The sequence below is a fragment of the Streptomyces sp. MAI_2237 genome, assembly GCF_054189285.1.
The window spans coordinates 498,676-518,534 of record NZ_JAJPGQ010000005.1 but is presented as its reverse complement, the minus strand read 5'-3'; the positions used below and the strand labels follow the sequence as shown (position 1 = coordinate 518,534).

The following is a 19,859-nucleotide window of genomic DNA, read 5'->3' as shown; positions in this document are numbered from 1 at the left end:
GACTTCGCCGTTGCCCGAGGCAAGCCGAGCGACCGCGCATCGGAGGCGCCGGGGACGGGCGCCGTTGTTTTCCGATGCGCGGTCGCTGCGGACCACGGGTGCCGTCAGGGTGCTGTGGCGCGGCCGGTCTGGGGCGAGATCCGCCCCGCGCACAGGCCGCGGGCGGCGAGCCCCTGCGCGATGCGCGGGATCGCGGCGACCGTGTTGGCGGGCCAGTCGTGCATGAGGATCACCTGGCCGTTGGTCAGGCGTCCGGCGGCCGCCACGATCGCGTCGGTACTGGCGCCGTTCCAGTCCTGCGAGTCCACGTCCCAGATGATCTGCGTCAGGCCGTACTTGGCCGCCACAGTCCGGACCGTGGAGTTGGTCTCGCCGTACGGCGGCCGGAACAGCTGGGGCGTTCCCCCGCCCGCCGCCGAGACGGCCTGCTGGGTGCGGGAGATCTCCGAGTCGATCTGGGCCTGGCCGAGCGTGGTCAGATGCGGGTGGGTGTAGGTGTGGTTGCCCACCCACATGCCTGCCGCGACCTGGGCCCTGACCTGGGCCGGGTAGGCGGCCGCGTACTGCCCCTCGTTGAACATCGTGGCCCGCAGCCCGCTCTGCTTGAGTGCGTTCAGCAGGTTGGGTGTGTTCCCGGACGGGCCGTCGTCGAAGGTCAGGCCGACATAGCCGTTGCACGTGGCGGCCCGGGCGGGACCGGCGTGCGCGGTCTGGACGGCGAGGGTGGCCGCGGCGGCCAGCGTGACAGCCGTGAGGGCCGTCGTCACGGGGCGGTGCGAGCGCCGGGTCGCGCCGCTCATCCCGACACCGTGATGTTGGAGCTGCCGCTGCTCTGGTATCCCTCCGTCGCCAGGATCATGTAGTACTTGAAGCTGCCGAGCGGCATCCCGGCCCGGCCCCAGGCGTCGAAGTGGTTGCCGGTGGTGATGGTGCCGCCGGTGCGCCTGGACTGGCGGACGCTCCAGTACTGGTTGAAGGTCTTGTTGCCCTCGACTGACGGGGCGTTGTACCGGGTCGTCTGGTAGATGTCGTAGGTGCCGCCGTCACTGCTGACGGTGCCCTTGTACGTTCCCGTGGGCCGGTAGGTGCCCCAGTTCTCGACGATGTAGTACTCGACGAGCGGGTTGGACGTCCAGCCGTACAGCGACAGGTAGCCGTTGCCGGACGGGTTGAAGCTGCCCGAGTACGTGACGTTCCTGCGGGCGCCGGTGCTCCAGCCCTTGCCGGCGACGAAGTTGCCGGTGTTGCGCCAGCTGGTGCTGTAGTTGCCGCCGGAGTTCAGGGTCATGGAGACCGTGCCCTGGGCGTCCGTCCAGAACGAGTAGTAGAAGCCGTTGTTGGTGCCGGTCTGGTTGGTCGTGACGACGGTGGCCGCGCGGGCGGTACCGGGCAGTGCCAGCGCGGCCGCGCCGCCCAGCAGCAGGGCGCCGACGCCCCTGCGGGTGATGTCGTGCGTCATGTGGGGGTCCTCCTCGTCCAGAGAGGCCGGGGTTGTGGTTCGGTCCGCCAGTTTTGGCCTGCACCCGTCAAGCGTCAATAGTTTCGGTAGGTATTTCGAAACATTCGACATTGATTCGTCACGGTCAGATGAGTTTTGGCCAAGAATGGAATCGCTTTTTTAGATCAACTGGAGGGAATTGATCTATCGAATGTTTCGGAGTTCTTCCGGTGTGAATAGGGCGGTCCGAATTCAGGTGTCCCCTTCGGGCCCGATCGTCTGCGTCCGTCGACCGCCTGGGCTCAGGGGCCCCGCGACCCGCTCGGCCTCCGACCGTACGGTGGGCCGGAGCCGGTCGGTGAACGTCTGCACATACGGCCACATGACCTGCTCGCCGGCGTACAGGGCGCGAGGAGCGGCCCGGACGACTCCGTCGTGGTCAATCCAGCGGGGCCAGTGCACGGCACCGCCCTGCTGGAGCCCGCGAACTCGGCACCTCACTCGGTGTCGCCCTGCTCGGCGCGCTGCTGTCCGCCGGATACCGAAGCGCCATCGACACCCGGCTGGATGCCGTGCCCGAAAGCAACGCCGACACCGCACGCCAGGGGATCGCCGACGCCGTCGACGCCTCCCGCGAGGCAGGGCCCCGGGCTCAGGTCCTGGTCCGCGCCGCACGGGACGGGAGTTGGATTCCGGGTAGCACGGCCTCAGGGTGCTGCCCGGCCGATGCGCGTCCGCGGCAACCCGGTTCGGAGAGCACGCAGTTGGTGGCTGCGGCGAGGCAACCAACGTGCTCCCGCACCCCTGTTCACATATGGCACACAGATTCCGACGTGCCTCACCATCCGCCCGATGCCGTCAGGCACTTGTGAACGAGGATTCGATGACCACGTACCACAGAAGCACGTTAGGTCGTTCGGCGATCGTCACCGCCGCGACGCTCACCATGGCCGCCGCCGCGGCCGGGGTCGCTCCCACCGCCGGAGCGGCGACGCCCGTCGCGCCGAAGCTCAAACTGATCGCCGCGTCCAACTCCGTGACCCTCGAACGGTGGAGCGGGGAGCCGGGCGTCTACCTGGACCTGGGGACCTACATCACCGTCGACAAGGCGGCCCTGGAGTTCCGGGTGACCCGCAAGTCCTACAACGACCCCGTCGTCGCCCAGCAGATCATCCGCAGTGGCGGAACCACGCACACCAAGACCCTTCCGGCCGGCCTGGTCAAGGACTTCACGGGCCTGCCCGGGTTCCTCGAGGTCACCGTCACCGACGCCGCGGGCAAGAAGGTGCTGAGCACGAAGCAGGCCTTCTGCCCGAACAACCGGGCCGGACGCATCCGCCCGGACGCCCCGGCGACCTCCCGCTACCCCGGCGGCTGCTCGGACAACCCCTTCACCCTCGGCGGTGTCTGGGGCACCGAGCAGGGCTGGGCGGCCGGGGTCGGCCAGAGCTGGGACAGCGCACCCGCGGACCTGGCCGCCGGTCAGTACACGGCGACGGTGCGGGTGGCCAAGAAGTACCGTGACCTCTTCGGCATGACCGACGCCCCGCAGACGATCAAGGTGAGCGTGCAGGACGCCGGCGAGGGCGGCGTGGGCGCGGCCCCGCGCACCCGTGCCGCCGACGGCACGGTGAAGGGCAAGGCCTCCTCGGGGGCGGCCTCACGCGTGCTGAAGCCCAACAAGCACCGCCCGACCGGCGCCCGTACCGACGCGGCCGCTCTGCCCAAACCCGACCTGCGGGCCCTGCCGGCGTACGGCATCTCCATCAACGACGGCTCGGACGGCGGCGCGGGAGCGGCCGCGGGCAAGGACTACCTGGCCTTCGGCGCCACCGTGTGGAACGGCGGCCCCTCCCCGCTGGTCGTCGACGGGTTCCGCAAGCCCGGCGCCGACACGATGGACGCCTACCAGTACTTCTACGACGCCAACGGCAAGCAGGTCGGGTACACGCCCACCGGCAGCATGGAATGGGACCCCAGGGAGGGCCACCAGCACTGGCACTTCCACGACTTCGCCAGCTACCGGCTGCTGGGCGCGGACAAGAACGAGATCGTCCGCAGCGGCAAGGAGGCGTTCTGCCTGGCCAACACCGACGCCATCGACTACACGGTGAAGAACGCCAACTGGCACCCGGACAACACCGACCTCGCCACCGCCTGCGGTGAGGAGAACTCGGTGTCCGTGCGGGAGGTGCTGGACGTCGGCAACGGCGACACCTACAGCCAGATCCGTCCCGGCCAGTCGTTCGACGTCACCGGCCTGCCGAACGGCACGTACTACATCCAGGTCATCGCCAACCCCGACCACCGCCTGAAGGAGACGAGCACCACGAACAACGTCTCCCTGCGCAAGGTCGTCCTGGGCGGCACGACCGGCGCCCGCACGGTGACCGTGCCGGCGGTCGGCCTCGTCGACGCGCCCTGATCCGACAGCCGCATCGCGGGGTCGGGCGGTCCGGCGGGGCCGCCCGACCCCGCGTCATGCCGTCGTCGACCTGACCGGATACGTGCCGGTCGACGACGGTGACGCTGTTCCGGCGCGCGGGTCGGTCAGTTCGCCGACGGGTCCGTCCCCGTCCGCTGCGACACCTTGGCGGTGACGTCGACGGTCTGACCGGCCGGGGGAGCGGTGACGTCCACGGCGGTGCCGAAGTCGCTCAGGTCCATGACGACCTTCGCGCGGGCCTGGTGCGGAATGGCACTGGAGCCCGTCTGCGCGGAGTTCTTGACCGTCATCAGGATCTGCTGGCGGCGGGTGCGCCCGCCCTTGTCGATCCAGAGGTCCACGGGAACGCTGTCTCCGAGCCGGGCGCGCAGTTTCCGCTCCTGTGCCGAGTCGCCCTTGGCCAGCTTGGAGAGATCGAGCAGGACGCGGTAGTGCGTGGTGGACACGCCGTTCACCGTCTCCTCGCCCACCTTGCGCACGTCCTTCCCGGACAGGGACTTGGTGTAGGCGAAGGAGTCGGCCGGGTCGCTCATCGTGGCGCCACTGCCCTGTGAGGTGTCGAGCCGGCGCAGGTCCACTTTCATCCAGCTCTTGCCTTGGGGGAGTCGGCCGCCTGCCGCCGGGGCCTTCTCGTAGAGGACATGGTCGACGATGCGCTGCTCCAGCTGCCGACTGCCCTGGCCCATGCGCAGGCGACTCGTGCCGTCGCGGAGATCGAGCACTCCCGAACCGGTGATCGTCTGCTCGTCGGAGCCGGCGGAGACGGTGGTCGACAGCTTGATCCGCGCGGTCTTCGCCTGGCTGGTCTTCGCATGGGTCGCCTGGACCACCTTCGCCGACGACCGCTGCGTCCTGCCCTCCGACACCGTTCCGTCGGCGCCGCTCGCGCCTTTCCCGCCAGTGTCGTTGCCGCATCCCGCAAGCAGCGCTACGGACAGCAGACCGCACGTGCCCCACGCGGCCGGACGGGATGTGCATAAGGACCGTTTCATGCGGCTCAACTCCTGTTTTTTTCAACGGCGTTGTTCCATCGGTCCTCCGGTACCAGGGCCGGCGTCGGCGAAACCCCGGTCGAGGGCGCGGCGGCGGTTCTACGGCAGCGGGGTGCCGCCGGTGGCGTTGACGATCTCGGCCGTGATGAAGGACGCCTCCTGCGAGGCGAGGAACACGTAGGCCGGGGCCATCTCCGCCGGCTGCGCCGGGCGGCCGATCGGGGACTGCTTGCCGAACTCCGCGGTGTCCCGCAGTGTCGCCGGGATCAGCGGAGTCCACACCGGGCCCGGAGCCACCGCGTTGACGCGGATGCCGCGGTCGATCAGCATCTGGGCCAGTCCCTGGGTGAAGGTGACGATGGCGCCCTTGGTCATGGCGTAGTCGAGCAGATGCGGGCTGGGCTTGTACGCCTGTACGGACGCGGAGTTGATGACGCTGCCGCCCTCGGGGATGTGCGGCACGGCGAACTTCGTCAGCCAGAACATGCCGTAGAGGTTGGTGCGCAGCACACGGTCGAACTGCTCGGTGGAGATGGCGTCGATGCCGTCCGGCTGGGACATCTGGTAGGCCGCGTTGTTCACCAGCACGTCGATGCGGCCGAACTCGGCGACGGCCTGGTCCACGAGAGCCCGGCAGTTGTCCTCCTCGCGGATGTCGCAGACGACCGGCAGCGCGCGCCGGCCGGCGTCCTCCACCAGCCGTGCCGTCTCCCGGGCCTCGTCCTTCTCCTCCTCCAGGTAGGTGAAGAGGACGTCGGCGCCCTCCCGGGCGAAGGCCAGGCACACCGCCCGGCCGATGCCGGAGTCCCCGCCGGTGACCACGGCCTTGCGGTCCGCCAGGCGGCCACTGCCGCGGTAGGACTCCTCCCCGTGGTCCGGAGGCGGGTCCATCGGTCCGGTCCAGCCGGGATGCGGCTGGTCCTGGGAGGGGAAGTCTGGCTGCGGGTGCTGATGCGTGGGGTGCTGTGGCTGGGCCACGGTACGTCCTCCTCATGTGCCGCCGCGATGCCGGTACGGCGCCCGGCGCGACGTGCGTGGTGGGGTGCCCCCAAGTACCCGAACCGGCACGGACCACACCGGAGACCGCCGAGCGCCCCGATTCCGTTATGGACCGCGGTCTTGGGGAAACCCGCAGTTCATGAGGGTGCTGACGGGGTTGTGCGAGAGCGACCGGATCGTGACACAGCAGGCCGCCGTTCGAATGCCAAGGCGTGTCGGCAAGGCGCTGACGGTGGTGGAGAAGGCCGCGCAGAAGACGAAGCTGTGGTGCTGTGCCGCGGGGACGATGGCCCTGTTCGGTGACCGGCGCGGTCGCCGGGCCGCGGTCAGCGGACTGGGCGCCGTCGTGGTGGCCCAGGTGATCTGCAGCGGTCTGTGCAAACAGCTCACCGACCGGCCCCGGCCACCAGAGGAATGGTTTCCGCACGACGAGGTCGAGGACCGCCCCGACTCGTCGTCGTTTCCCTCGGGTCACACCGCCGCCGCTGCCGCCTTCGCCGGCGCCGTCGTTGCCGCCTGGCCGGTCGCGGGAGCCCTGTGCGCCGTGCCCGCCGCCATGGTGGCCGTCGAGCGGGTGTGGAGCGGAGCGCACTACCCCACCGACGTCGCGGCCGGCGCCGCCATCGGGCTCGCCAGCGCCGGTCTGGTGCGCTCCACGCCGCGTCTGGTGCGACGCTCGCTGACCGGCCAGCGCCGCACTGTTCGCCCCGCCCCGCCCGCGTGGCTGCCGGCATATGGTCCTTGGACGGGGTCCGCGTAGTCTCGCGGGATGCATTCCCATCGCAGCTTCCACAACCCTCCCGCGCTGCCTCACGAGGTGGTGGCCGAGACGTTGGAGCGGGCTCTGCGTGACCGCTCGGCGGAAGGTGAGGCCGCCGGAGTCCTGGTCGGCACCGCGTTGCACGACGACGATGCGGAGTTCGTCGAGCACTGGTGCGTGCAGGTCGGGACGCGGGCGGTGCCGGGCAGTCCGCTGCTCGGGCTGGCCGGGTTGTGCCTTGGCCATGCCGCTCGTCGCTTCGGGTGTCTCAGTGCTGAGGCCCGTGCCCTGGTGGAGTCACTGGCGGCGCGAGCCGAGGCGGACCCGTCGGACGTGGACGGTCGGGCACTCGACGGCCATGACGATGTCCGGAGTTTCCTGCGCCTGTGGTGACGGCAGGGCCCTGCTCTAGTCGGCGTCGCTGGTGGCCCGGACGGTCTTCTCGCGGGTCTCGTCACCCCGCATGGGCAGTTTCAGCGGCCGGCCTTCGCGGTGGGACCAGATGTCACGAAGGATCACCTGAATCATTCCGGTGACGGGAATGGCGAGCAGGGCTCCGAGAATTCCCGCGATCTCGACGGCCAGCAGAATCGCGACCAGAACGGTCAGCGGATTCAGTTTCACCGTCCGGGAGAGAATGAGCGGCTGCAGCAGATGGTTTTCGACCTGCTGGTAGACGACGAAGAAGACGATGGCGGCGATGCCGGCCGGAAGGGAATGGATGAACGCCGCGACGGAGGCGACGACGGCGCCCAGCGTGGCTCCCACGAGCGGAATGAGGTCGGCGATGGCGACGAAGAGAGCCAGCAGCCCGGCGAACGGCACCCCGGCGATCAGCAGCATCACATAGGTCAGGACGCCACAGATGACGCTGATCAGCAGGTTTCCGGTCAGGTAGCCGTTGACGGTCCGGGCGCACTCGGCGCCCACCCTACGGATGCGCGCCGCGCGGGCCTCGTCGGTCAGGGCGAGCGCGCCGCCGACGGCCTTGGGCCCCTCGAGGACCATCAGATAGGCCAGGACGAAGATGGTGACGGCGCCTGCGACGGTGGTGGCCGCGCTGCGGACGAACGCCAGGGCGGGTGTGCCGAGGCCGGTGGCGAAGGAGCGGATCTGCCCGCGATGCTGCTGGACGTAGCGCAGGGCATGGGTGCGCTCCAGCAGGTTCCCGACCGGTCCGCGGCCGGCGCGGGCGTCCTCGATGAGGTGGGGCAGCCGGCCGGCGAGCCGGGAGCCCTCCTGAGCCAGCGGCGTGACGAAGAGCGCCACCAGGCCGCCGACGACCACGACCGCGAGCAGGAAGACCAGCAGCGTGGCCACCGAGCGCCGGCAGCGCGTGACTCGTCGCTCCAGCGCGTCGACCGCCGGGTACAGGGCGACGGCGAAGAACAGCGCGATCACGATCCACACCAGGACCCGGCGGGTCTGGACCACCAGTTGCAGTGCGACATAGGCAGTGAGCACCAGACCGATGGCGGCGAGAATGGTGCGTACCGGAACGGGACGCCTTTCCATGGCCACAGGGTGCCCGGCACCCGCTGGTGGAAACGGGTCGCGCGTCGTCGTACGTCTCACTCGGTGCGCCCGGTGAAGAAGTCCGCCAGTGCGGACGCGAGGGTCTGAGGGGCCTGTTCGGCGATGTGGTGCCCGGAGTCGATGCCGTGGCCGCGGACGTCCACCGCCCACTGCTGCCAGATCTTCAGCGGGTCGCCGTAGAGGTCCTCGAGATCGTCCTGCAGCGACCACAGGATCAGGGCCGGGCAGCCGATACGCACTCCGGCGGCGCGGTCCTTGTCCTCGTGCTGTCTGTCGACGGTCAGCCCGGCCCGGTAGTCCTCCAGCATGGCCCGCACCACGTCGGGATTCCTCATGGCCGCCCGCCACTCGTCGTGGTTCTCGCGTCCCATGCGGTGCGGGTCGCCGCGGTACCAGCTGTCGGGATCGGCGTTGATGACGCGCTCGGGAATGTCCGGCTGCGCGAAGAAGAACCAGTGCCACCACTGGGTGGCGAACTCGGCGGTGATCCGGGACAGATGCTCCGTGATGGGCAGGCAGTCGATCAGCGCCACGCGCGAGACGACGTCCGGATGGTCGAGGACCAGGCGCAGGGCGACGGCGCCTCCGCGATCGTGCCCGGCCAGCGCGAACCGGTCGTGGCCCAGGGCGCGCATGACCGCGACCACGTCCCCGGCGACGGCCCGCTTGGAGTGCACGGCATGGTCCGCGGTGGGCTCCGGGCCGGTCGACCGGCCATATCCGCGCAGGTCGGGGCAGACGACGGTGAAGCCGCGCCGGACGAGGCGCGGGGCGACCCGGTGCCAGGTCGCGGACGTGCGGGGATGGCCGTGGAGCAGCACCACCGCGGGTCCCTGCCCGCCGTACCGGACGAAGGCCGACGCCTCGCCGACGTCCACCTGCCTGGTCTCGAAGTCCTCGAACAAGGCTGTGCCCTCCCGCTCCTGCCGACCGAGCCTCCCCGGTACCCCGCAGCCGGTGCGGCACACGGCCCGGCGAGGCCGTCAGCTCACGGGCGCAGCCGTCACCGGCCGCGACGGTGCCATGGCCCAGCGGACCGCCGAGGTGACGGCCTGCCCCAGCGGCCGGACACACCACTCGTCGACCAACGGCAGCCTGGGCAGGCGCAGTTCGCGGGCGGCCCAGTCGGGCAGCAGGGAGACGGCGTTGGCGGCCAGCACTCCGTAGGGAAGCCGGGCGGCGAGCGGCACGGGCGGGTTGAGCAGCAGGAAGCGGGCGGCCTCCCTGGCCTGCGGGGAGGCCCGCAGCTCCGGACGGTAGGCGTCGAGGAGGCGCGCGAGCTCCGCGCGGTCGCGGGGCGGGTCGAGCACGCCCAGCTCGGTGGCGATGCGCGCGGCGTCGGCGATGTAGCCGTCGCAGCCGTCGTCGGAAAGGGGCGCGGTGCCGAAGCGCTGGTGCGCGCGCAGGAAGCTGTCGACCTCGGCGGCGTGCACCCAGCCGAGCAGATGCGGATCGGCGGCGTGGTAGGCGTCGCCGTCGGGGGTGAAGCCCCGGACGCGTTCGTGCACCGCCCGGACCTGGGCGCAGGCCTCCTGTGCGTGCTCGACCGTCCCGAAGGTGGTCGTGGCGAGGAAGGTGCTCGTGCGCTGCAGCCGGCCCCACGGGTCGCCGCGGTAGCCGGAGTGAGCGGCGACGGCCGCCATGGCGTGCGGATGCAGGGACTGCAGGAGCAGGGCGGACAGTCCGCCGATGAACATCGACGCGTCAGCGTGCACCCGCCGGATGGGCCGCTCCGGACCGAACCAGCGCGGGCCGGGCGTGCCGTGGATGCGGGCGCGGTTGCGCGGGCCGTCGGGCCCGGCGACACGGGTGAAGAGGCCTTGGCCCAGCTGCTGTCGCAGCCCTGGGCCGCCGAAAGGAAGCAGTCTCATCAGCCGAGGGCCCTTCTCTCGGTCGCTGGTTGAGGTGAAGCGGGGCCTCCAGTGTCGGAGGGTGGTCCGGGCGGGCGGAACAGCGGGGACGCCGGAGAACGGACGAGCGGGTCCGTCGGCTGGGCAGCCGCGGACCCGCTCTGTCGTGCCGCTTTCCCTACCAGCGGTACCAGCGGCCCTTGCGGCCGCCGTTTCCGGCCGGCCGGACCACGAACCCCAGCAGCCACAGCACCAGGACGATGACCGCGATCCACCACAGTGCCTTGAGGGCGAAACCGGCACCGAAAAGAATCAGAGCAAGCAGCAGAACAAGAAGCAAAGGAACCATTTGTTGTCCACCTCCGGCGCTTCATGTGCCCCGGAAGATGCGCCCTAAGCAGGGAATTCACAGTTGTTTGATCCGGGCTCGGCCGGGAATTCGCTCTGTTTTCGCATCGCCCTTCCTCCGCCGGATCAGCCGGGAAAGCGGCCGGTGGAGCGCAGCAGCCAGCGGCGCTCCGCGTAGGCCAGGTCCTCGCGCCAGAGCCGGCCGGCCGCCGACACCATGAACCGGCGCAGCACCGGTGCCGCCGTGCGGGCCACGGCGAAGCCGGGACGCTCCGAGGAGGCCACGACCGCCTCCACGACGGCGGTGCGCGGCCGCCCCCGCTCGTCCGGCCCGAGGGGCGTGGCGTGCGTCTCGACGACGGATCCGCGGCCCTCGCCCTCGGTGATGCGCATGACGATCGTGCGCGGTTCGGGACTGGTGAACACCGCGCGTACCGGGACGACCAGCCGTCCGGCGACCTTGAAGGAGACGTCGACGGTGAACCCGTCGTCGTCCGGCGTGTCCGCGTCGGGCGCGTGGGCCACGGTCAGGTCGACGAAGGAGTGCGGGTGGAACCAGGCTCCGTGCCAGGGGTCGAGCCGGTTGGCGACGATGTCCTCGGGCTCGCAGATCCCGATTCCGCTGTACACGGCGGCGACGGAACCCGACAGCGGGGGGCGCGCGGGGACGACGGGCGCCTCCAGCGGTTCCTCGCCGCCGACCGCGTCCAGGCGCACCCAGACGAGAACCCCGTCGTCGTGCACCGGCACCGGGTCCCAGCCGGCGAACGACGTGCCCTTCAGGGCCATGCCGTGCCAGTGGCACACCAGCGTGCCGCAGCGCACCGGGCTCTCGGCGAGCGGCGCGCCCAGGTGCGGGCAGATGCCGGGGCCCGCGACGAGGCGCCCGTCGGCGGCCCGCCAGACCACGATCTCGTGTCCGGCCACCGTGCCGGACAGCGGCCGGTCCTCGCGTACGTCACGGGTCGCGCCGACGACGTACCAGTTGCCGGACGGACGGGCCTGGGCCCGCTTCAGGGCCTCGGCGATGGCACCGGGACGGGCCTGGCGCCAGGTGGGCTGCTGCTTCTCCCAGCGTGGCGGGTTCCGCCGCAGGGAGAGGGGGTAGCGGCGCGGCTTCATGTGACCTTCTCGTGCTCGTGCATCGGCTCGGGCGTGGGCGTGACCACCGGTGCGGGCGGCGCGGGGTGCGGGGGAGGGGCGGGGACCGCGGTCGCCCGGCTGCGCAGCCGGGCGACCACGACGCGGGTCAGGCCGTCGAGGGCCACGGCGGCGCGTCGGCGGCGGGAGACCACCGCCCGGCGCTGCACCGAGCGGTAGCCGTCCTCGGCGACGGCGTCCAGGATTCCGCCGTAGAGGACGAACGCCGTGCGGATGCAGGGGCGTGACACCGGTTCGAGCATGGCCAGGCCGGGGGCCGCCTCGTCGTAGACCCGGCGGTTCAGCTCCGCGAACTCACGCAGGGCGGCGGTGATGCGCCGGTCGGTCCGCCCGGTGTCGCGGCTCCAGCGCAGCAGCGGCCGGTCCACGTCGTGTGCGGCCAGCAGGTCGGCGGGCAGGTAGACGCGGCCGCGGTCGAGGTCCTCACCGACGTCCCGCAGGAAGTTGGTGAGCTGGAAGGCCACGCCCAGCGCCGCCGCGTGCGGTGCCGCTTCCTCGCGCGGTACGACCGTGCCGAGGACCGGAAGCATCTGCAGCCCGATCACCTCGGCCGAGCCGTAGGTGTAGCGGCGCAGGTCCGCGTAGGTGGCGTAGTCGGTGACGTCGAGGTCGGCGCGCATCGCGGCCATGAAGTCGGTGAAGTACCGGTGGTCGATGGCGTAGCGGCGGGCGGTGTCGGCCAGGGCGCGGACGACGGGTTCGGCACTGTCGCCGTCGCGCAGTCCGGCCAGCAGGTCCTGCTGCAGACGGGTCAGCTGGGCCCGGCGGTCCTGGTCCGTGGCGGCCGGGTCGAGGGTGTCGACGATGTCGTCGGCCCAGCGGGCGAATCCGTACAGGGCGTGCACGGCGGACCGGCGCCGCACCGGCAGGAGGCGGGTGGCGAGGAAGTACGTCTTGCCGTGCCGGGCGTTCAGCCGCCGGCACCGGGTGTACGCCTGGCGCAGGCCGGGGTCGGTGATGCCGGCTGCGTCGAGTTCGCGGTCCGTCACGCGGGCCTCCCTTCCCGGCGGGCGGCAGGCCGCGGGCGGACACCGGCGCGAGGGGAGGCATGGCCGCCGGTGATCCGCGCCGCGGCCAGCTTGCCCGACAGCAGCACGGTCGGTACGCCGACGCCCGGCGTGGTGCCGCAGCCGGCGAGGACCGCGTTGACGGTGCCGCGCAGCAGGTTGCGCGGTCGGAACGGCCCGGTCTGGGCGAAGGTGTGGGCGGCGGAGAAGGGGGTGCCGGCCGCGTGTCCCTGCGCGTGCCAGTCGGCCGGGGTGACCAGGCACTGTTCCTCGATGGAGGACGCGATGCCGTCCATGCCGCGCCGCTCGAGTTCGGTGAGCAGGTCGTGCCGGTAGTCGGCGGCGAGGTCGCCCCAGGCGGTGGCACTCGGGCCGAGTTGGGTGTTCGGGCAGGGGGCGAGGATGTAGTGCAGGTGGCGGCCGGGTGGCGCGAGGGTGGGGTCGGTGGTGGTGGGGCGGGTGATGAGCAGGGAGGGGTCGCTCATCAGGCGTCCGGTCTGGGTGAGTTCGCGGAAGGTGCGCTGCCAGGCCGCGCCGAAGGAGATGGTGTGGTGGGCGAGCCACGGCCAGGTGCGGTCGGTGCCGGCGTGCAGGATCACGGCGGAGGGGGAGAAGCGCAGGGACAGCGGCCGTCGGGGGACGTGTCCGAGCAGGCGGTAGGTGACGGGCAGGTCGGGGGTCAGGACGACGGCGTCGCAGGGGATCCGCTCGTCCTCGGTGACGACGGCCGTGACGCGGTCCCCGGAACGCTCCAGACGGGTGACGTTCTGGCCGAAGCGCAGGTCGGCTCCCGCCGCCTCGGCGGCGTCCGCCATGGCCTGGGGGAGGGCGTGCATGCCGCCGCGTGGGAAGTACACGCCGGCCACGGTGTCCATGTAGGCGATGACCGCGTAGGCGGCGAGGGCGCGTTCCGGCGCCACCCCCGCGTACAGCGACTGGAAGGAGAACACCCGGCGCAGTCGCTCGTCGTCGAGGAAGCGGCCGATGCGCGCGTCCAGGCGGCCGAATCCACCGAGTGCGGCCAGCCGGCCGAGGTCGGGGGTGAGCAGTTGCAGCGGGGAGTCGAAGTTGACGTCGATGAAGCGCCGCAGCTGTGCCCGGTAGAGCTTCTCCAGCCAGACGCGCAGCCTGCGGTACCCGGCGGCCTCGCGCGCCCCGGCGAAGCGTTCGACCTCCGCCTCCATCGCCGCGGCGTCGGTGTGCACGTCCAGCGTGCTGCCGTCGGCGAACCGCGCCCGGTAGGCCGGGTGCAGGGGCACCAGGTCGACGCGGTCGTACAGGCTCTCGCCGACGGCGGCGAAGGCCTCGTCGGCGAGGTCGGGCATGGTCAGCACGGTGGGGCCGGTGTCGATGTGGTAGCCGTGGCGCACCAGCCGTCCGGCGCGGCCGCCGGGTGTGGCGTCGCGCTCCACCACGGTGACCCGGCGGCCGGCGCCGAGCAGGTGCAGGGCCGCCGCCAGTCCGGACAGGCCGGCGCCCACGACGACGACGTGGTCGGTGCGGCCGGGAACGGTTCGGGTCATCGGCGGGCCCCTTCTTCCGCGGTGGTCAGCGACAGGGATACGGGGACGACGTCGTCCGGGGTGGCGTCGGGCGCCTGCGGTGGCGGGGTGCCGGCCGCGGAGCGCAGCAGCGCGCGGAGCCGGTTTCCGGCATGCGGTGCGAGCAGTGCGCCGTCGAGGTGGCGCAGGCCCTGGGCCACGAGCCGTTCGATCTTGGCCTCGACGGTGCTGCGTGCCCCGGTGACCTCGAACACCTCGCGTACGGCGGCCAGTTCGTCCTCGCAGAGGTCGGCCCGGCCGAGAGACGTCCGCAGGACGGCGAGGGCGTGCCGGTCGCCCGCGGACTCGGCCCGCGCCTCGGCGACGGCGGCGAGGTAGGTGGGTTTGCCGCTGCGGATGTCGCCGCCCGGGGGTTTGCCGGTGTCGCGGGGGTCGCCGTAGACGTCGAGGAGGTCGTCACGCAGTTGGAAGGCGATGCCGACGCAGCGGCCGGCCGAGCACAGGGCGCGTGTCGTGGTGGGGGTGGCTCCCGCCAGCGCGGCCCCCAGCGCGAGGGGGCGCTCCACGGAGTACAGGGCGCTCTTGAGGCAGGCGGCGCGGATCGCCCGGGAGAGTGAGCGCGCCGAGGTCGCCTCGCCGTGGAGGTCGAGGTACTGCCCGGCGACCATCTCCATGCGCATGGTGCGCCACAGGTCCCGTACCTCCCGGGCGGTGGCCGGGGGCAGCTCGGTGTCCGCCACGACGTCGTCCGCCCAGGCCAGGGCGAGATCGCCGGCCAGGATCGCGGACGCCTGCCCGAGGCGCGCGGCGCGTGGACCGGAGGTCTCGCTCGCGTACCGGTCCGCTATCTCGGCGTGCAGCGAGGGGCGTCCACGGCGCAGGGGCGCGCCGTCCATCACGTCGTCGTGGACCAGGGCGCAGGTCTGGATCAGTTCCAGGGCGGCACCTATGCGCAGGGCGGGCCGCAGCATCGACGGGTCGCCGCCGCAGGCGCGCATCCCCCACCACACCAGGCTGGAGCGGCTGAACTTGCCGCCGTCCTCCGTGAAGCGGGCGACGCGGGCGGCCAGGTCCCGCGCGAAGAGCGGATCGACGGCTTCGGCCGCCGAGAGCCGCCGGGCGAGCAGGTCGGCGAGCACACCGCGTACGGCGCCCGGCACGTCCGCGTCGACGGCGCGCAGAGCGTCCGATCCGGTCGGATGTGCGCTGTGCCGTCGAGTGCCGTGGGGGCGGTGTTCCTGTGCCGCGGTGGGGCTCATGCCGGTTCCCGTCATCGAGATCCTCGTGATCAGAGCTGGCTTCGTCGTCATGGGTTCCGGCCGGGCGCGCAAGACGGATGCGGTGCGATCCGGAAAACGACATGTAGGTGGGCAGGGTTTCGGCCGCTGTGCTTGCGCGAACACACCTTCTGGCCGGTGAGCTGCCGGGTCGGGGCGTGCACGGGTTCTGTTCGCGAATGTGACACGGGTGGGCGGCGATCACAGGGCGCATTTTTCGACGCACAGACGATGCAAGTTGTTCTCGCTGCATCGATTTCGGAGGGTGGAGCAGTCACCGTCGCTCCAGGCGGGGCAACCGGCGATGCAGAGGAGTAGTCATGACGACCGCCCCCCAGATCAGCGCAGACCTCCTCGACGACGCCGAACTCGTCGACGGGTTCCTCGCCGGCGACGAGGCATGCCTGGAGGTCGTGCACGACCGCTGGCGCTCGCTCGTGTACGGCCTCGCCATGCGCTCGCTGGGAGACGCGAGGGACGCGGAGGACGTCACCCAGATGGTCTTCCTCGCGGCGTGGCGGGGCCGCGCCGGATTCGCTCCCGACCGCGGCACCTTGCCGGGCTGGCTGGTGGGCATCACCCGCCGGAAGATCGCCGACGCGCTCGCGGCGCGCACCCGGCGCTCCGAACTCGTCGCCGCCGCCGGTGCCAGACTGATGGTGGCGGCTCCCCAGGAGACGGTGCGGCCGGAGGCGTCGCTGGACCGCGTGCTCCTGGACGACGAACTGTCACGGCTGCCCGCCCCGCAACGCCGCGTGCTCAACCTCGCCTTCCACGACGACCTGACCCAGACCCAGATCGCCCAGCTCACCGGATGGCCGCTGGGCACCGTCAAGAGCCACGTCCGGCGGGGGCTGCACCGCCTCGCCCGCCGCCTCGACACGGACGACGCCGAAAATTCACCCCGCACGGGCAGGTGACCAACGCATCCGCACGGGTACCGCTCCGGAAATGTTGTCGACAGGCCGAGCAGTGACACGAGAGGGGCTGAGGCGGACGTGCTCGAGGCGGAGGTCGCCATCATCGGAGCCGGAGCGGCGGGGCTGTCCCTGGCCCACCGGCTGTCCCGACCCCTCACCGGCGGCCGTCCCCCGTCCGCGATCCTGCTGGACGCCCCACCCGGCCCGCTGCGGCCGCCCCAGCGCACCTGGTGCTTCTGGGAAGCGGGCCGCGGACGCTACGACGCCGCCCTGACCGCGTCCTGGCGGCGCCTGCGCGTGCACCCGCCCGCGGGAGAGCCCATCGAGGACGACATCTCGCCCCTGAGCTACAAGATGATCCGCTCCGAGGACTTCGAGGCCCTCGTCGCGCGCGATCTCGCGCGCAGCGGCCGCGTGGAGCGCCTGGAGGCCGCGGTCGACCACATCGAATCACTTCCGCAGGGCGCCGAGATCCACGCCCGCGCCGCGGACGGCCGGGAACGGTCCGTGCGGGCCCGCTGGGTGTTCGACTCCCGCCCGCCCGGCAGCCTGCCCGCCGCACGCACCACCCTCCTCCAGCACTTCCGCGGCTGGTTCCTGCGCACCCACCGCCCGGTCTTCGACCCGTCCCGCGCCGACCTCATGGACTTCCGCACGGCCCAGCCCGCCAAAGGCCTCTCCTTCGGCTACGTCCTGCCCACCGGCACACGGCAGGCCCTGGTGGAGTACACGGAGTTCTCGCCTTCCGTCCTGTCCCAGGACGCCTACGACGCCGCGCTGAGCCATTACACCGACTCCGTCCTCGGCCTGAAGGACTACGAGATCGTCGGGACCGAGACCGGCGTCATCCCCATGACCGACGCCCCTTTCGCGCGCCAGACGGCGCCGTCCGTCTTCCGCATCGGCGCGGCCGGCGGAGCCACCCGGCCCTCGACCGGCTACACCTTCGCCGGCCTCCAGCGCCAGACCGCGGCCGTCGCCGCCGCTCTGCGCCACGGGCGCCGCCCGGTGCCGCCGCAGCCCCACTCGGCCCGCTCGCGCGCCATGGACGCCGTACTGCTGCACGCACTCGACAGCGGCCTGGTCGACGGCGCCGCGTTCTTCTCCGGCCTGTTCGCCCGCGTCCCCATGGCGCGACTGCTGCGCTTCCTGGACGGCACCACCCGGCTGCCCGAGGACCTCGGCATCGGCCTGCACACCCCTGTCCTGCCCATGCTCCGCGCGGCCGCGGAGGTCCCGCGGCTGCCCCGGCGCCCCTTCACCGGTTCCTGAACCGCGGTGCGCCCCGCCCACCCCACCGACCCAGGAGAACGCATGACCCTGCTGCGCGACGCGGACCTGGCCACCGCGTTCGACCATGCGGCGCACTCGTACGACACGCTGGTGGCGGCCAACCCCGGCTACCACGCCCATCTGCGCCGCTCCGCCCGCAGGCTGGGTCTGCCCGGCCCCGGCCGCGGGCTGCGCGTCCTGGACCTCGGCTGCGGCACGGGAGCGTCCACCGCGGCCCTCCACAGCGTCCTGCCCGACGCCGACATCACGGCCGTGGACGCCTCCGCCGGAATGCTGGAGCGTGCCGCGGCCAAGCCCTGGCCGGAGAACGTCAGGTTCGTGTGCGCCCCGGCGGAGAAACTTGCCGACGCGGGCGTCGAGGGCCCCTTCGACGCGGTGTTCGCCGCCTACCTCTTCCGCAACGTCTCGGACCCCGACGCCGTGCTGTCCACCGTCTTCTACGACCTGCTCGCCCCGCACGGGCGGCTCGCCGTGCACGAGTACACCCTCAGCGGCCGCCCGGTCCACCGCGCGGTGTGGACGGCCGTGTGCCGGGGGCTGGTGCTGCCCGTCGCCACCGCGCTGGGCGACGGCGAGCTGTATCGCCACCTGTGGCGCAGCGTCGTCGACTTCGACACCGTCGACGCGTTCGCCGACCGGCTGCGGGCCACCGGTTTCGACCGGGTGCGTGCCCTTCCTTTGCCCGGCTGGCAGACCGGCATCACCCACACCGTCGTCGGCCGGCGTGCCGGCGCCACGGCGCGGACCGCGCGATGACCGGCCCGACGGCGCGCGGCGCCCACCCCGGCCGGGACCGTCGTGCCGTGCACCTGCCCGCGCCGCCCGGCGCGGCCCGGCTGAGCGGACCACCGCGCACCACGGCCGTGGTGGGCGGCGGCATCGCGGGGCTGGCCGCCGCGACCGCCCTCGCCGAACGCGGCGTCGAGGTCACGCTGTACGAACGCGAGCCCTACCTGGGCGGTCGCGTGGGCGGCTGGCAGGTCGAGCTGTACGACGGGTCCACCGCGACCATGAGCCGCGGCTTCCACGCGTTCTTCCGCCAGTACTACAACCTGCGCGCCCTGTTGAGCCGTACCGACCCGAAGCTGGCCGGCTTCACCGGTCTGCCGGACTATCCGCTGCGCCACGGCGCCGGACTGCACGACAGCTTCCGCAGGGTTCCGCGCACCCCGCCGCTGAGCGCGATGGGCTTCGTGGCGCTCAGCCCGTCCTTCCGCTCGCGGGACCTGGTCCGCATGAACCCGGCCGCCGCGCTCCCGCTGCTCGACGTCCGCGTCCCGGAGGTCTACGAGCGGCTCGACACCGTCAGCGCCCAGGACTTCCTGGAGTCCCTGCGCTTCCCGCGGGCCGCACGGCACCTGGCCTTCGAGGTCTTCTCGCGCAGCTTCTTCGCCGACCCCAGGGAGCTGTCGGCCGCCGAGATGGTCCTGATGTTCCACATCTACTTCCTCGGCAGCGCCGAGGGACTGCTCTTCGACGTGCCCCGGGAGCCGTTCCCGACCAGCCTGTGGGAGCCCCTGGCGAACCATCTGCGCGGGCACGGGGCCATCCTGCGCACCTCGACGGCCGTCGACCAGGTGGCGCCCACCGAGGACGGCGCTTTCACGGTCCTGGCCGACGGGCGCGCGACACGGCACGACACGGTCGTCCTGGCCCTCGACACACCCGGACTGCGCTCGCTGGTCGGCCGCTCGCCCGGGCTGTCCGACACCGCCTGGCGCGAACGCGTCCACCGGCTGCGCACCGCGCCACCGTTCCTCGTCTCCCGCCTCTGGCTGGACCGGCCCGTGGACCGACGCCGGCCCGGGTTCCTGGGTACCGCCGGATACGGGCCGCTGGACAACGTCAGCGTGCTGGAGCGCTGGGAGGGCGAGGCCGCAGGCTGGGCCACCCGCACCGGCGGCTCCGTCGTCGAACTGCACGGCTACGCGCTGCCCGAGGGCGGCGACCCCGAGGTGGAGGGCAAGCGCCTGAGGGAGGAGCTGTGGCGGGTGTACCCCGAGACCCGCCACGCGCGGATCCTCGACGAACGGCACGAGTGGCGTCAGGACTGTCCGCTGTTCCCGGTCGGCGGCTACGACGACCGCCCGGGCGTGCGCACCCCGCACGACGGCCTGGTCCTCGCGGGCGATCTGGTGCGTACGGACCTGCCGGTCGCCCTGATGGAACGGGCCGCGACCAGCGGATTCATGGCGGCCAACGTCCTTCTGCAGTCCTGGGGCGTGCGCGGCCACCCGCTGTGGACCGTGCCCGACCGCGGCCGCAGCAGGCTGCTGCGCGCCTTGGCCGCCCGCGGGCAGGATGCCGGGCCGCGCCCGTGAGCGCGGCCC

The 19,859-nt window shown here is 72.1% G+C and carries 19 protein-coding genes; 7 read left to right on the top strand and 12 right to left on the bottom strand.

From position 1 onward, the window contains the following. Positions 1–104 precede the first annotated feature (104 nt). Together LN251_RS30630 and LN251_RS30625 are read right to left on the bottom strand one after the other, a co-directional pair. On the bottom strand, positions 105–800 hold the full coding sequence (locus LN251_RS30630; protein WP_458247412.1) for a polysaccharide deacetylase family protein: 696 nt from the start codon (positions 798–800) through the stop codon (positions 105–107). Beyond that, a complete protein-coding gene (locus LN251_RS30625; protein ID WP_458247411.1) occupies positions 797–1,459 on the bottom strand; it encodes a glycoside hydrolase family 11 protein in 663 nt (220 codons plus the stop codon). Before LN251_RS30625 ends, LN251_RS30630 begins: the two co-directional genes overlap by 4 nt. 862 nt (positions 1,460–2,321) lie before the next feature. On the opposite strand from LN251_RS30625, the gene LN251_RS30620 reads away from it, so the two are divergent. After that, positions 2,322–3,863 (top strand): lysyl oxidase family protein, encoded by a 1,542-nt coding sequence (locus tag LN251_RS30620; protein WP_458247410.1) that lies wholly within the window; start codon positions 2,322–2,324, stop codon positions 3,861–3,863. Positions 3,864–3,988: 125 nt separating this feature from the next. Here LN251_RS30620 and LN251_RS30615 read toward each other — a convergent pair whose 3' ends face one another. Both LN251_RS30615 and LN251_RS30610 read right to left on the bottom strand, forming a co-directional pair. Further along, positions 3,989–4,750 (bottom strand): hypothetical protein, encoded by a 762-nt coding sequence (locus LN251_RS30615; RefSeq protein WP_458247409.1) that lies wholly within the window; start codon positions 4,748–4,750, stop codon positions 3,989–3,991. A 225-nt stretch (positions 4,751–4,975) separates the two neighbouring features. Then, entirely contained in the window at positions 4,976–5,854 is an 879-nt protein-coding gene (locus LN251_RS30610; protein WP_458247408.1) for an SDR family oxidoreductase, read from the bottom strand. Positions 5,855–6,077: 223 nt separating this feature from the next. On the opposite strand from LN251_RS30610, the gene LN251_RS30605 reads away from it, so the two are divergent. Both LN251_RS30605 and LN251_RS30600 read left to right on the top strand, forming a co-directional pair. Then, positions 6,078–6,635 carry a phosphatase PAP2 family protein gene (locus LN251_RS30605; protein ID WP_458247407.1) on the top strand — a complete coding sequence of 186 codons (558 nt, stop codon included), beginning with the start codon at positions 6,078–6,080 and terminating at the stop codon, positions 6,633–6,635. Positions 6,636–6,644: 9 nt separating this feature from the next. Further along, positions 6,645–7,028, top strand: a complete 384-nt coding sequence (locus LN251_RS30600) for a hypothetical protein (protein ID WP_458247406.1) — start codon at positions 6,645–6,647, stop codon at positions 7,026–7,028. A gap of 15 nt (positions 7,029–7,043) precedes the next feature. Here LN251_RS30600 and LN251_RS30595 read toward each other — a convergent pair whose 3' ends face one another. From LN251_RS30595 to LN251_RS30560, 8 genes are all read right to left on the bottom strand, one after another. Further along, complete coding sequence (locus LN251_RS30595) at positions 7,044–8,150, bottom strand: AI-2E family transporter (RefSeq protein WP_458247405.1); 1,107 nt, start codon at positions 8,148–8,150, stop codon at positions 7,044–7,046. A gap of 56 nt (positions 8,151–8,206) precedes the next feature. Continuing rightward, positions 8,207–9,076 carry an alpha/beta fold hydrolase gene (locus LN251_RS30590; RefSeq protein ID WP_458247404.1) on the bottom strand — a complete coding sequence of 290 codons (870 nt, stop codon included), beginning with the start codon at positions 9,074–9,076 and terminating at the stop codon, positions 8,207–8,209. Between the two features lie 78 nt (positions 9,077–9,154). Further along, complete coding sequence (locus tag LN251_RS30585; RefSeq protein ID WP_458247403.1) at positions 9,155–10,042, bottom strand: oxygenase MpaB family protein; 888 nt, start codon at positions 10,040–10,042, stop codon at positions 9,155–9,157. 157 nt (positions 10,043–10,199) lie between these two features. Further along, on the bottom strand, positions 10,200–10,370 hold the full coding sequence (locus tag LN251_RS30580; RefSeq protein ID WP_058927432.1) for a DUF5670 family protein: 171 nt from the start codon (positions 10,368–10,370) through the stop codon (positions 10,200–10,202). Between the two features lie 125 nt (positions 10,371–10,495). Beyond that, entirely contained in the window at positions 10,496–11,491 is a 996-nt protein-coding gene (locus LN251_RS30575; protein ID WP_458247402.1) for a DUF5914 domain-containing protein, read from the bottom strand. Beyond that, entirely contained in the window at positions 11,488–12,519 is a 1,032-nt protein-coding gene (locus LN251_RS30570) for a phytoene/squalene synthase family protein (protein WP_458247401.1), read from the bottom strand. The genes LN251_RS30575 and LN251_RS30570 overlap by 4 nt, the downstream gene beginning before the upstream one ends. Beyond that, positions 12,516–14,060, bottom strand: a complete 1,545-nt coding sequence (gene crtI / locus LN251_RS30565) for a phytoene desaturase family protein (RefSeq protein ID WP_458247400.1) — start codon at positions 14,058–14,060, stop codon at positions 12,516–12,518. The genes LN251_RS30570 and crtI overlap by 4 nt, the downstream gene beginning before the upstream one ends. Next, entirely contained in the window at positions 14,057–15,298 is a 1,242-nt protein-coding gene (locus tag LN251_RS30560; protein ID WP_458247399.1) for a polyprenyl synthetase family protein, read from the bottom strand. The genes crtI and LN251_RS30560 overlap by 4 nt, the downstream gene beginning before the upstream one ends. Positions 15,299–15,636: 338 nt before the next feature. On the opposite strand from LN251_RS30560, the gene LN251_RS30555 reads away from it, so the two are divergent. The 4 genes from LN251_RS30555 to LN251_RS30540 all read left to right on the top strand — a co-directional run bounded on the left by LN251_RS30555 (position 15,637) and on the right by LN251_RS30540 (position 19,850). Further along, the gene (locus LN251_RS30555; RefSeq protein ID WP_458247398.1) at positions 15,637–16,236 is read left to right on the top strand and encodes a sigma-70 family RNA polymerase sigma factor; all 600 of its coding nucleotides are present in this window, start codon (positions 15,637–15,639) and stop codon (positions 16,234–16,236) included. Between the two features lie 78 nt (positions 16,237–16,314). Next, positions 16,315–17,508, top strand: a complete 1,194-nt coding sequence (locus LN251_RS30550) for a lycopene cyclase family protein (protein WP_458247397.1) — start codon at positions 16,315–16,317, stop codon at positions 17,506–17,508. A 42-nt stretch (positions 17,509–17,550) separates the two neighbouring features. Then, the gene (locus LN251_RS30545; protein WP_458247396.1) at positions 17,551–18,285 is read left to right on the top strand and encodes a class I SAM-dependent methyltransferase; all 735 of its coding nucleotides are present in this window, start codon (positions 17,551–17,553) and stop codon (positions 18,283–18,285) included. After that, positions 18,282–19,850: an FAD-dependent oxidoreductase gene (locus LN251_RS30540; protein ID WP_458247395.1), complete on the top strand. Its 1,569-nt coding sequence runs from the start codon at positions 18,282–18,284 to the stop codon at positions 19,848–19,850. The genes LN251_RS30545 and LN251_RS30540 overlap by 4 nt, the downstream gene beginning before the upstream one ends. Positions 19,851–19,859: the final 9 nt, after the last annotated feature.

Bases quoted from the DNA above. Each gene is read 5' to 3' on its own strand.
- LN251_RS30630 (WP_458247412.1), bottom strand. From the start codon at position 800: ATGAGCGGCGCGACCCGGCGCTCGCACCGCCCCGTGACGACGGCCCTC.
- LN251_RS30625 (WP_458247411.1), bottom strand. From the start codon at position 1,459: ATGACGCACGACATCACCCGCAGGGGCGTCGGCGCCCTGCTGCTGGGC.
- LN251_RS30620 (WP_458247410.1), top strand. From the start codon at position 2,322: ATGACCACGTACCACAGAAGCACGTTAGGTCGTTCGGCGATCGTCACC.
- LN251_RS30605 (WP_458247407.1), top strand. From the start codon at position 6,078: ATGCCAAGGCGTGTCGGCAAGGCGCTGACGGTGGTGGAGAAGGCCGCG.
- LN251_RS30600 (WP_458247406.1), top strand. From the start codon at position 6,645: ATGCATTCCCATCGCAGCTTCCACAACCCTCCCGCGCTGCCTCACGAG.
- LN251_RS30595 (WP_458247405.1), bottom strand. From the start codon at position 8,150: ATGGAAAGGCGTCCCGTTCCGGTACGCACCATTCTCGCCGCCATCGGT.
- LN251_RS30585 (WP_458247403.1), bottom strand. From the start codon at position 10,042: ATGAGACTGCTTCCTTTCGGCGGCCCAGGGCTGCGACAGCAGCTGGGC.
- LN251_RS30580 (WP_058927432.1), bottom strand. From the start codon at position 10,370: ATGGTTCCTTTGCTTCTTGTTCTGCTGCTTGCTCTGATTCTTTTCGGT.
- LN251_RS30575 (WP_458247402.1), bottom strand. From the start codon at position 11,491: ATGAAGCCGCGCCGCTACCCCCTCTCCCTGCGGCGGAACCCGCCACGC.
- crtI (WP_458247400.1), bottom strand. From the start codon at position 14,060: ATGACCCGAACCGTTCCCGGCCGCACCGACCACGTCGTCGTCGTGGGC.
- LN251_RS30560 (WP_458247399.1), bottom strand. From the start codon at position 15,298: ATGAGCCCCACCGCGGCACAGGAACACCGCCCCCACGGCACTCGACGG.
- LN251_RS30555 (WP_458247398.1), top strand. From the start codon at position 15,637: ATGACGACCGCCCCCCAGATCAGCGCAGACCTCCTCGACGACGCCGAA.
- LN251_RS30545 (WP_458247396.1), top strand. From the start codon at position 17,551: ATGACCCTGCTGCGCGACGCGGACCTGGCCACCGCGTTCGACCATGCG.
- LN251_RS30540 (WP_458247395.1), top strand. From the start codon at position 18,282: ATGACCGGCCCGACGGCGCGCGGCGCCCACCCCGGCCGGGACCGTCGT.